Genomic DNA, 12,294 nt, shown 5'->3' on the forward strand with positions numbered 1-12,294 from the left:
TAGAAAGTATTTCGCTCTAACCGCCACACCTCAGCACATTGCCCCAATTGTTAGCTTTCGGAATGCCTTTATCAGAAGCCATTAATGATCAGTAGAGCGTCTGGATTGATTTTTTGACGACTATGGCTTCATCGGGCGGACCCGCTACCCTTCCTCTTTTCCAGGCGAACCAGCAGAATCAACAGACCCGTGATGTGAGGGACAGGGCGTGGCGCAAGCCTGGACAGATCTTCCTCTGGATAGACCCGTCATCATCGATGGAACGAGTGCCGATTCGCTGTGCCTTTCGATCGAGCCGATGCCGGCCGATGCGCCCGCGATCATCACGTACACCGCGGCCCCTCAGCCGCGACCCGCTCAGATCGTCGCCGCCCTCCTGGCCGAGCTCGACCAGATCGCCCGGGACTTGTTCCCGGCGTGGTTGCCGACCGCCGCACCCATCGACGGCCCGGCGGGAAGCGGCGCATTCGCCGTGCGCTCGATCGCGCTTCAGGCCGCGCGGATCGCCGGGCTCCCCGGAGCGTTCCTAGCCGACCTGGCCGAGCGCGCGCTCACCGACCGGGCCGGGCACGGCTCCGCCCAGAGCGGCCGGGCAGCCTCGGCCCAGCGATTCGATCCGGAGACGCGCGCCACCGGGCTCGCCCAGGCGATCGCCGCCAGCTTCGGCCGAGAGCGCACCGCGATCTTGATTCGGATCGCCGCTCCGATGCCCGTCGAACACGAGGAATCCCTGGTCGCCGCCGCTCGTTGGCTGACCGACAGCGCCGGCTTCGGGGTCTGGTTCACGGGTGGGGCGCTGCGCCGGGCGGACGATGTGGAAGCCGTCCGGTTCATCCCGCCGGCGCCCGGCGCGTTGCTGGCGGGGGATCCGCAGGACGCCGACGACCGGGCCCGGCCCGGCAGCGTGGGGTACCCGGCGGTCGCGGGGCGGCCGCACCCCGCCAGCCAGGCCGAGCAGATGCTGGAGGCGGCGCTCGACGAGGCGGACTGGGCCGTCGGACGCGAATGGAACCAGGTTCACCAGACCCACCCGCTGACCAATCCCGTCCGGCTCGACCTGCTCTGGCGAGCCGAGCGGTGCGTCGTCGAGATCGACGGCGCCGAACACCGCCAGCCGAACCGATTTGCCGCCGACAGGCAACGCGATGTGCTCCTGCAACTCGCCGGGTTCGCCGTCCTGCGCTTCACCAACAGCCAGGTGATCCAGCACCGCGATCTGGTGCTGACGCAAATCCGAGAATTCCTCACCGTTCGCCGCACCGAAAAACACGAGAGGTTCATTCATGTCTGAGCCGAGGTTGACCTTACCCGAACGGGCGTTTCTGCTCATCCTGCTGGCGGAAAACGAGGAGTTGTCCAACAAAGACATCCGCGAACGCTACGCGGACAGCGTGACGCTCACCGGCAAAGCGCGGGTCAAGCTCATCGAGGCGAAGTTCATCGAATGCCGAAAAGGTGAGCGGAATGCATTCTTCTTCACGCTCGCCGACGACGGCTGGCGCTGGTGCCGAGAGGAGCTGAGCCGCGCGGTGCCGCCGAAGGCCGGCTCGATCGGCCAGGCCCTCTACGCCGTGCTCGGTGGCCTCGGCCGTTATCTCGACCGCACCGACCGGAGTCTGGCCCAGGTCTTCGGCAATGAGCCGGAATTCATGCGGGGCACGGGAGCGGAGACTGCCGGGGATCCACCCGCGAGGGCCGTGACGGCCGACCAGACCGCCGACCAGATCGAGTTGGAGATCCGGCGCGCCTACCGCAGGCTGGCCGATCCCGTCGGCAGCTGGATCGGACTGGCCGACATCAGGGAGGAGCTGGGTGACATCCCCGGCCGCGAGGTGGACGGCGTACTGCGGTTGATGGTGCGGATTCCCGGCATCCGCATCGAGGAGGAGACCAACCAGAAGGCGCTGACCCAGCGCGACCGCGACGCCGCCGTCGTCATCGGGCAACGCGCCCAGCACGTGCTGGCGATCGAGGCGCCATGAGCGAAGCCGGCCTCAAAGCACTGTCCGGACTCCGGATCAGCGTCGCACCGACCCGCGACGACGTCTGGCGCCGATCGGATTTCCACGTCGACATGTTGCACCGTGAGGTGGCGAACGCCGTCGTCGAGGCGATCGGTGACGCCCGTGACAGCACTGCCGCCAGCCCGGTCGGAGTCGTCGTGCAGGGTCAGCGCGGCTCCGGTAAGACCCACCTCCTGGGCTGGGTCCGCGAGCAGGTGCAACGCCAGGACGGCTATTTCTTCCTGGTCAGCCTGCTGGACGGGACCCGCTTCTGGCACAGCGTCGCCAACGCGATGCTCAACGGGCTGACCCGGCGGGTGGAGGGCCACGAGACGCAGCTGCGGATGTTCATGCGGCGACTGACGCTCTTGACGGGCGTGCCGTACGACGCGCGGCAGGCCCTCATCGGCGACGGCCCACTCACCCGCGGCGCCGTCGACGCGCTGCTGTCCGCACTGCACGAGTACGACCCGGAGGTGGCGCTCGCGTGCCGCAACACCGTCCGCGCGCTGACGATGTTCAACGCCGGCGACTTCGCGGCCCGCGAGGTCGGTAACAACTTCCTGCTGTCGGGTGACGAATGCGAGCCGGGCGAGCGCGCGTCGTGGGGCCTGCCCCGGGGCGTGCAATCGCCCGAACAGGTGGTCAGCCAGATGTCCTGGCTGCTGGCGCTCACCGGACCGTCGGTCATCGCGGTCGACCAGATCGACGGCCTGCTGGCGCCGCTGGTGAAGGCCATGCACAGCGGGGAGGAAGCCGCCTGGCAGGATTCGGTCCTGCTCGACCAGATCGCCAACGGGCTCATGGACCTGCGGGAGAGCACGCACCGCACGCTCACGGTGATCGCCGCCCAACCGTCGACCTGGACGGTCATTCAGAGGTTCGCGATCGCGGCGGTCCAGGACCGGTTCGTCGCCACGCACAACCTCGGCGGAATCCCCACCGCGACCGTCGCCCGGACCCTGGTGGCCAAGCGCCTGGCGCCCCACTACCGCACCATGGCCTTCACCCCGGACTACCCCACGTGGCCCATTCACGAGGACGCCTTCGACGAAGCGGTGACCTTCATGCCGCGCCAACTCCTGCAGGCCGTCGCCCAGCACGTTCGCACCTGCGTCAACGAGGGCGCCGTACAGGAATTGACCGAGTTGCGGGCGCCGGCCGAGGGCGACGACGGCGCCCCCGCCCCGGTCCGGCCGCCGGACGGCGCACTCGCCGCCCTCGACCGGCGGTTCACCGAACTCAAGGCCGCCGCCGACGTCAGCCGGGCATTGGCCCGGGACACCGAGGACGGCGAACTGCCCGGCCTGCTGGCGGCGGCCCTGGAGGCCTGGATCATCGAGCGGGGCGAGGCCGGCAAGCACTTCGAGCAGGATCCGCCGCCCAGCACCAAGCCCGCGTTGCACGCCCGCCTCCGCCGCACCATCGATGAGTCGACCGAGGAGGAGGCGCACTGGGGCTTCCGGGGCGTCTCGTCGGAGTACCACCCCATCGCCGTGCTCAACCGCATCCGTAGCGCCTGCACCGAGGCCGGTCTGGTCGCCGGGGTGTCCCGCCGGCGGCTGTTCCTGCTCCGCAACGGCGAGTGGCCGCAGAGCCGGAAGAACCAGGAGGCGGTGACGGCGTTCGAGGCGGCCGGTGGCCGGCGCCTGACCGTCAGCGACGGCGATCTGCGCGCGCTCTGGGCGCTTCGCGACCTGCTCGCCAAGGACCCGGCTGATCTCAACGCCTGGCTGGTCGCCCGGCAGCCCACCCGTGACATCGTGTTCCTGCGCGAGGCGCTGGCCGACGCGGCGACCGACCTGCCGCCGCCGGCATTGTCGACGCCGAGCGGGACCACGCCGACGGCGAACGAGTCGTCACAGCCCAGCCACGCCTCCGGCCCGGCCTTCAGCATCGGCGTCACGATCGACACGGGCGAACCCGTACACGTCGGCCTCGAGGCCCTGCGGAAGCACACGGCCATCTTCGCCGGATCCGGGTCGGGCAAGACCGTCCTGATCCGGCGGATGATCGAGGAATGCGCCCTGCAGGGCGTGTCCACGATCGTGCTGGACCCCAACAACGACCTCGCCCGCCTCGGTGACGCGTGGCCGGAACAGCCGGCCGGCTGGCTGGACGGCGACGCGTCGCGGGCGGCGGACTACCTCGAGAACACCGACGTGGTGGTGTACACCCCGCGGAGATCGGCCGGGCGGCCGATCAGCTTCCAGCCGCTGCCGGACTTTCAGGATCTCGTCGACGACCCGGACGAGTTCGAGGCCGCGGTCGACGCGGCCCTCGCCGCCCTCGCCCCGCGCGCCAAGGTGGATGGACGAACGCTCAAGGCGCAGCGCGGTCAGGCCATCCTGAAGGAGGCGCTGATCTACTACGCCCGGCGGCATCGCGAGACCACGCTGCGGGGCTTCATCGGCATGCTCGACGATCTGCCGGCCGCCGCGAGCGGCTTCGGCGAAGCGGCGACGAAGATCGCCGCCGAACTGGGGCAGGCGCTGACCGCGGCCACGGTGATCGACCCGCTCTTCGGTGGTGTGGGCGAAACGGTCGACCCGGGCGAACTCCTGACACCGGCGAACGACAAGCGCGCCCGCGTATCGGTCATCAGCCTCATCGGCCTGACCTCGGACGAGCAACGCCAGAGCTTCGTCAACCAGCTGCAGATGGCGCTCTTCGCATGGGTGAAGAAACACCCGGCCGGTGATCGTCCCCTCGGCGGACTGTTCGTCATGGACGAGGCACAGACACTCGCCCCCTCGGGCGCCATGACCGCCTGCACCCGGAGCACCCTGTCTCTTGCATCGCAGGCCCGGAAGTACGGCCTGGGGCTGGTGTTCGCCACGCAGTCGCCGAAGGGCCTGCACAACCAGATCCCGGGCAACGCCGCAACTCAGTGCTACGGCCTGCTGAACGCTCCCGTGCAGATCGATTCTGCACGGGAAATGGCCCGTGCCAAGGGCGGCGACCTGCCCGGGATCTCGCAGTTGCGCAGTGGCGAGTTCTATGTCGCGCTGGAGGGACGGTCGTTCGCCAAGGTGCGTACGCCGCTCTGCCTCAGCCATCACCCGCGGAGCCCACTGACCACAGAGGAGGTCCTGAAGCGCGCCGGGCAGCGATGACGACGGGCCCGGCACATGGCCGGGCCCGCACTGTCCTGCTATGCCGCCGGGCGGTAGCGACGGTGCCCGGGGTGGCCGAGGGGCCGCTCGGGGCCCGGCTCATCGCCGGCCGGCCGGGTCGTGAACATGCCGCGGCCGTGCGTCCGGCTGCGCAGCCGTGTCGCATCCGCATCGACGGTGGTCAGGTGGCGCGACCGCATACAAACCATACAGATGCGAGTCTGTTTCACATCGATTAATGTCGACGCGTTCGGTGCCGCCCTCCCAGGCAGGAGCGACGTCATGACCGTGCTCAGGACCGCCCTCCGCAACCTCACCGCCGCCACACTGCTGATCGCGGGCGCCATCCTGGTGCCGGCGGTGCCGGCTGCCGCCGCGCCGCCGCCGAGCGGCTCCTTCTCGATCCTCAGCTACAACATCGCCGGGCTGCCCGAGCCGCTGTCCGGCAGCGAACCCGCCGTCAACACGCCGATCATCGGGCAGCGCATCCGGCCGTACGACATCGTCCACGTCCAGGAGGACTTCAACTACCACGCGGCCCTGTACGCCAACGACACCCATCCGCATCGCACCCCGACCAGCGGCCCGGCCGCGTTCGGCGACGGGCTCAACACGCTGTCCGGCCATCCGTACTCGGACCTGCTCCGCGACGACTGGGACGGGTGCAACGGCACCGACTGCCTGACCCCGAAGGGCTTCACCTGGTCACGGACGCGGCTCGCCGAGGGCGTCCTGATCGACTTCTACAACGTGCACGCCAACGCCGGCAGCACCAACGCCGACCTGTCGGCGCGCCGCGCCAACATCAGCGAACTGTCCGCGTTCATCGCCGCGAACTCGGCCGGCAACGCCGTCATCGTCGCCGGAGACACCAACACCCGCTACACCCGGGCCGGTGACAACATCCGGGACCTGCTCTCGGCCAACGGCCTCACCGACGCCTGGGTGCAGGAGGAGCGGGGCGGCGTACCCCCGGCCGTCGGCAGCCCGGCGCTCGGCTGCGACGACGCCACGGTGACCGACGCATGCGAGGTCGTCGACAAGATCCTCTACCGCGGCAACCGGTACATCACCCTCAACCTCGAGCGGTACGCCAACGAGAACGCCGTCTTCCGGCGCGCCGACGGGGCGATGCTCTCCGACCACTACCCGATCGTCGCCGAGTTCGGGTGGACGCTGAACCCGGACCTCTCCCTGAGCGACGCCACCGGCGGCCCGCACGGCACGCCGTTCACCGACGTGGCGGCCGTACCCGTCGGCCGGCAGGTCGCCCAGGTCGGCATCCGCACCGGCTCCCGGGTCGACCAGGTGTCACTTACCCCGACCGGCGCGGCGGCCTTCATCCACGGCGGCGGCGGTGGCACCGCGCAGAGCCTGACGTTGGCCGCGGGCGAGCACCTGACCTCGGCGACCGTGCACCCGGGCGTCCGCGGCGGCAACACCCGGGTCTTCGGCATCCGCTTCGGCACCAGCGCCGGGCGCGTCCTGTCGGGCGGGATGTTCACCTCCCCCGGCGTCACCTACCAGGCACCGGCGGGATGGCAGATCAGCGGCTTCCACGGCCGCTGCGGCGCCGAACTCGACAAGATCGGCTTCATCTACACCCCCGCACCCTGATCGGGGGCGGACTGCGTGAAGGCGTCCGCGGTCACGTCGGCGACCGGTTCGACGAAGCTGTTGCCGTAGGCGCCGCGGCCCACGATCCGGAGCACCAGGCAGAAGTTCGCCTGGCTGCCGTGCTGATCCAGCAGCGTTTCGCGCTTGCGTGCCAGGTAGCGGGCCGCCGCGTGGTTGGTCGCCGCCGTCTGTCCGCAGATGACGAACAGCGGGTGCCGCCCACCCGGTACGGCGACGCGGGCGACCAGCACGTACTCATAGGAGTCCCGTTCCCGGCGGTACGTCGCCGGGCCCACCCGCAGGGTCAGACCCTCCGGGTCCTCGTCGTACGGGGTGTGCGAAACCCCCGGCAGCAGCCACCGCAGGTGCGCGGCGGTGCGCGCGTTGGAGTCCGGGCCGCCGACGCAGAACTCGACCTGCTCGCCGACGCCGTCCAGGGTCTCGCCGTGCAGCACGACGGTCGGCTCCGTGCCGCCGCTCTTGGCGAGCACGGCGAGCTCGACGATCGCCGACATGTCCGCCTTGTTGACGCTCAGCGCCTGCGTCGACGACGCGTGCTTCCCGACCACGAGCAGCACGTTCGCGCCGGGGACGAAGCCGAAGAACGCCCGTAGCCGTGCCGCCCGCCGCAACCGGATCAACCGCTGGAACAGCCACACGGCGACGCCGGCGATGACGCTCGCCAGGAGGTTGATGGCAAGATCGGACATATCTCCCCTTACGGCTCTGCCCTACCCGGATCCTCAAGATACGGAGCTGGACGGTGCGCCGGAACCAGCCCGTAGATCGATGCAGCCGCCACCCGCCATCGGGTAGTAATGGGACTGTGACAGAAGGACCCGGCGAGACGTTCGCCTCGCGGCTCGACGGTGCCGAGCGCCGCGCGAAGACCGAGAGCCTCTGGCGCGCGTGGCGCCAGGAGGGCCGCGGCGCCGCGCTCCTCTTCGGATTCTCCGGCGTCGGGAAGTCGGACGGCGTGATCCGGCCCATCCAGGTGTGGGCGGCGCGGCAGGGTGTCCCGACCGTCCGCGTGGACGTCCCCGCGGACAGCGTGGACCTGCAGGCGCGGCTGCAGGCGGCCGTTCACGAGGAGCTGATCGCCGCCGGCCGGGTCGACCTGGCGGCGATCGTCGCCAACGACGGGAGCTTCGTCGGCGGCGTCCGCGCGCTGCTGCGGGCGGGCACGCTCGTGGTCATCGACGAGTTCCAGCGCGCCGTCGACCCCGACGGGCGGCCGTCGCCGGTGCTGGCCCAGGCGCTGGAGAAGCTGGCCGGGCGCCCGGCGGACCCGGGCTGCCTGCTGCTGGTCTCCAACCGGAGGGTCGACTGGGCCTGGACCGACCCCTTCTACGTCACGGAGTTGCTGCCTCCGGAGGAGGACGACGCGGCGCGGATCGTCCTGGAGCAGCTCGACCCTGCGCGGGCCGGTGCGCTGTTCCCGCCGGTACGCCGGGCCGAGGTGGTCCGCCGGCTGGGCCGGAACCCGCGCGTCCTGCGGCTGCTCGGGCTGCTGCTGGAGTACCACGTGCTGGACGACCTCCTGCCGCCCGAGGAGTCCACCCTGGAGGAGCCGAAGGATCCGATCCTGGTCGAGAACATCGAGCGCGCCCTGCTCGCCAAGGCGGCGGCCGACCTGCCACCGGCCACGCGCGCCTTCGTCCGCGACATCTCGATCATCCGGGACTGGGCCGACTGGGGCCTGATCGAGGCGATGGGCAGCGACCGGGGTGACGTCCGCGAGATGGTGCAGCAGGCCACCTCGCGTTACCTCCTGCAGACCGTGGGAGCCGGCGCACCGGGGGCGAGCGGCACCCGCTACCTGGCACACCCGCTCGGTCGGGAGGCCGACCGGGTCAACCTCCGCGGTGACCGGGCCGCGTGGGAAGCCGCCCACCGCCGTGCCGCGCGGTGGTACGCGCACAAGCTGCACGCCGCCGGACAGACCGACGTCCACGACCGGACCCTCCTCGCCCAGCTCGACGGCGTGGTCCACCACCTGACGGCGATCGACGGGCACGAGGATCTGCTCGACGACATCGCTCCGATGCGGCGCTACATCGGCCAGCGCTACGGCATGTCCGGCGGCCCGGCGGGCACGGCCGGCGAGCGGGACGCCCGGATCAGGCTGCTCGAGCTGTACAACAGCAGGTGGGGCACGCCCGGCACGCACTACTACCTCGCCCGCCTGCTCGATGAGCGGGGCGGCGAGCAGGACCTGCGGGAGGCCAGGCGGCATGTCGAGAAGGCCATCCAGGGCCAGGACGAGCACGCCGCCTGGGTCCTGTGGGTCCGCCTGGTCCACGCCGTCGACGGCCCGGAGGCCGGGATCGCGGCGGCGCGCAAGAGCGTCGAGCACGTACACCCGGCCAAGAGCCTCTTCGCCCTCTACCAGGTCCTGGGCAGCTACCTCAACCAGTCACACCGGACGGCGGAAGCCATCGCCGCCCTGCGCGAGGGCACCGAGCGGGTGATCGGCAATCAGGCGCACCTGGCCAAGCTGGCCGTGCAGTTCGCCGCCGGCGAGCCCACCGACGGCCCGCTGGAGGAGATCCGGGACTGGCTGCGCGGGTCGACATTCGAGCCGGTGTTCATCCTGGCCGAGGCCCTGCTGCTGGAGCGCCGCCAACAGTGGCGTGAGGCCATCGCCCGGATCGGCGAGGGGCGCACGGGCTTCCCCTCGTACGTGTCCTTCCAGCTGCACGAGAGCATCTGCCACCTCGCGCTGGGAGACGGCCGGGCGGCGGAGGACGCGCTCGCCGGGCTCGCGCACCATCACCGGCGGACCACCCGTACCGCCGTCGTCTGGTGTGCCGCCTTCGCGGCGCTGGGGCTGGGCGACGTCGCGGGCGCCGCGCGCCTGTGCGCCACCTTCCACGGCGGGGAGAGCGCCGCGTCGACGCCGGAGGAGGTCCGGGCCGCGCTGCTGACCGCATGGGACGAGAACGTGGCCGTCATGGGCACCCCGCTGCCGTCGCTGGAGTTCCCGGTGCTGCCACCGGCCCTCACCGGGCTGCCGACGGTGGCGATCCGACCCCAGTACGGCGGGAACGTCCTGCCCCGGCACACGGCGAGCGCCGGCGCCGAGGGCGCCGGCCCGGCCGGCGCGTCGCGGCTGCACGTCCTCGCCCTGGCCACGGCGTGGTCCTCCACCAGCGGTGGGGTGAACACCGTCAACCGGCAGCTGTGCATCTCCCTGGCTGCCACGGCGCGCGTGACGTGTGTGGTGCTCGACGCCGGCGACGAGGAGCGCCGGGAGGCCGGGGCCGCGGGTGTGACGCTGCTCGAGGCGCCCCGCCTACCGGGAGCCTCGGACAGCGAACGCCTGTCGTACCCACCGGCGAACCTGGCGGGGCCGCCACCGGACGCCGTCATCGGGCACGGGCGCTGGACCGGCCAGGCCGCGCGCCGCCTGGCACTGGAGTACCGCGACGCCAAGCGCCTGCACTTCCTGCACGTCATCCCGGAGGACATCGAACGGCACAAGGAGGGCAGCGACGCGGACGCGGCCGAGGTGGCCGAGGAGCGGCAGGAGATCGACCTGGCGTTGAGCACCGACGCCGGGCTGACCGTCGCGGTGGGACCGCGGATCTACTCCTACTTCCACTGGGATCTGGAGCGGCGCGGCGTCGCCGTCGACAAGCTGAGGCGCTTCGACCCCGGCTTCGACCTCGGCGCGGACCCGCAGAGGACGCCGTCCCAGCATCGCCTGATCGTCCTCGTCGTGGGCAGGATGGAGGACGCCCGGCTCAAGGGGCTGGACATCGCGGCGCGCGCCTTCAACGAGGCCCGCAAGCGGACCGGGGAGATCCGTAGCGAGCTGCTGATCCGCGGGGCACCGCCGGGGAAGTCCGTCGCGCTGGAGGCGCAGGCGCGGGAGTGGGCCGCCGACAAGTCCCTGCCGGTACGGGCCCATCCGTACTCGACAAGGGTCGATCGCCTCGAGGCTGACCTGCGCGGCGCCAGCCTCGTCCTCATGCCGTCCCGGGCCGAGGGCTTCGGCCTGGTCGCTGCCGAGGCGATCGTCGCCGGGACGCCGGTGCTGGTGAGCCGCGAGAGCGGCATCGGCGAACTCCTCGAGGTTCTGGAGCCGGAGGACGCGAAGCGGATCGTCGTGCCGGTCACCGGCGACGACGACCACGACGTGGCGGCGTGGGCGAACGCCATCGCGGGTGCGCTGCGGGACCGGAAGGCGGAGTTCGAGCGGACCGCCCAGCTGCGCGCCCGCCTGGCGGAGCAGCTCACCTGGTCGTCTGCGGCCGCCGACCTGCTGGCGCAGGTGCGAGGGCCGAGGACCGATGGAGGGCCCACGGCGGTCTGATCTTGCCGGCCGGGCGAGCCGTCGAGCGGCAACCGCCACCATCGCTCGAGCAGCCTAGGAACCTAGCTGAGTGCTACTGCACGTCGGGCAGACCGGCGGCCAGTTCGGCCACGGTGTGCGCGCGGATGCCCGGCGACGGCGCGCCGGCGAAGCGGGCGGCGACGGCGCGCACGTGGTTCTGAGCGGTTTCGGCGAGCCCGTCGTAGATGGCGACGAACAGGTTCCGGGCGGGTCCGCGTAGCCATCCCGGCGGGAGCAACCGGCCGGGCAGCTGCGGGTCGAGGATCGGCAGGCGCCGGTAGGTGTCCATGACCTCCGTGCGGACGCGCACCGCCTCGGCGCCGGCTATCTCCCCGGCGTCGATCCGGGGCGGCGTCGGGCTCCAGCACCGGATGAACGATTCGTACTGCTCGGCGATCGCCGCGGTGTCCCAGGCGTCGAGGGGTGCCCGCCGGTTCGCCGCGCCGAGGTCGACGTGCCGGGCGCGGAACACGGTCATGGCGCCGGGGGTGAGCCGCGTCAGCTGCGCCCGGGCCTTCGCGCTGAGCTCACGCGGCGAGATCCACAGGCCGTCGTACAGCGGCGCGTATCCCATCCACCGCAGCTGCGTGCGGAGCCCTCGCCGCTGAGCGCTCTCCTCCTGCGGCATCGAGAAGGCGATCAGGGTCCAGTGCTCGTCCCACGGCTCGATGCCGTCGGCGGGCGAGACGATCGAGCTGCCCCCGACGGTCAGGAACGCGGCGGCGGCCGGGGTGAGCCGGTAGGAGCTCTGTCGCCCCTGCCGGCGGCCCTCCAGCACCCCGCGGCGGGCGAGCCGGCTGATGGCGGTCCGGGCCCCGGCGCTGCTCACGCCGGCCTCTCCCAACAGTGCGACGACGGCGCCCGACGGCAGCCATTCACGGGTACGCAGGGCGTAGTCGGCCAGCAAGGTCACGGTCAGGTCCTGTGGTGAGTTCCCGGCTTGACGCCGTGGCAGCCGCACCGCGCCCGCGGCGTCATCCGGGAAGATCTCCTCGATGTCGTACGGGCTGGTCACGGCGGCGCTCCGGCGGGATCTTGGCGGCGATTGACCCCCGACTGTAGACCGTCGCGGATCACACATCGAAAACCCTCGATTGACAGTTTGGTGGCCATGGAGCAAGCTAAGTGCCACACATCGCTCGGCGCCGGCGGTTGCCCGGCCCCGATGCGTGACGGGAGGGCGCGTCACGCATCGCGTTCCCATCCTCAGCTGCCGCAA

At 71.2% G+C, this 12,294-nt stretch carries 7 protein-coding genes; 5 read left to right on the forward strand and 2 right to left on the reverse strand.

Annotated features, from left to right (window positions below; translation table 11 throughout):
- Window positions 1–208: 208 nt before the first annotated feature.
- From AB0B58_RS31435 to AB0B58_RS31450, 4 genes are all read left to right on the forward strand, one after another.
- Window positions 209–1,291: a DUF559 domain-containing protein gene (locus AB0B58_RS31435; RefSeq protein ID WP_360230897.1), complete on the forward strand. Its 1,083-nt coding sequence runs from the start codon at window positions 209–211 to the stop codon at window positions 1,289–1,291.
- A complete protein-coding gene (locus AB0B58_RS31440) occupies window positions 1,284–1,982 on the forward strand; it encodes a hypothetical protein (RefSeq protein WP_360230899.1) in 699 nt (232 codons plus the stop codon). Before AB0B58_RS31435 ends, AB0B58_RS31440 begins: the two co-directional genes overlap by 8 nt.
- Complete coding sequence (locus AB0B58_RS31445; protein ID WP_360230901.1) at window positions 1,979–5,119, forward strand: ATP-binding protein; 3,141 nt, start codon at window positions 1,979–1,981, stop codon at window positions 5,117–5,119. Before AB0B58_RS31440 ends, AB0B58_RS31445 begins: the two co-directional genes overlap by 4 nt.
- Window positions 5,120–5,401: 282 nt before the next feature.
- Window positions 5,402–6,736 carry a jacalin-like lectin gene (locus AB0B58_RS31450; protein WP_360230903.1) on the forward strand — a complete coding sequence of 445 codons (1,335 nt, stop codon included), beginning with the start codon at window positions 5,402–5,404 and terminating at the stop codon, window positions 6,734–6,736.
- On the opposite strand, the gene AB0B58_RS31455 is transcribed toward AB0B58_RS31450, so the two are convergent.
- A complete protein-coding gene (locus AB0B58_RS31455; RefSeq protein WP_360230905.1) occupies window positions 6,718–7,446 on the reverse strand; it encodes a hypothetical protein in 729 nt (242 codons plus the stop codon). The genes AB0B58_RS31450 and AB0B58_RS31455 overlap by 19 nt on opposite strands.
- A gap of 116 nt (window positions 7,447–7,562) precedes the next feature.
- Between AB0B58_RS31455 and AB0B58_RS31460 the strand changes: the two genes are divergently transcribed.
- Window positions 7,563–11,054, forward strand: a complete 3,492-nt coding sequence (locus AB0B58_RS31460) for a glycosyltransferase (RefSeq protein WP_360230907.1) — start codon at window positions 7,563–7,565, stop codon at window positions 11,052–11,054.
- 73 nt (window positions 11,055–11,127) lie between these two features.
- Here AB0B58_RS31460 and AB0B58_RS31465 read toward each other — a convergent pair whose 3' ends face one another.
- A complete protein-coding gene (locus tag AB0B58_RS31465; RefSeq protein ID WP_360230909.1) occupies window positions 11,128–12,090 on the reverse strand; it encodes a PaaX family transcriptional regulator C-terminal domain-containing protein in 963 nt (320 codons plus the stop codon).
- Window positions 12,091–12,294 lie beyond the last annotated feature (204 nt).

This window comes from Actinoplanes sp. NPDC049118 (assembly GCF_040648555.1).
Classification (GTDB): domain Bacteria; phylum Actinomycetota; class Actinomycetes; order Mycobacteriales; family Micromonosporaceae; genus Actinoplanes.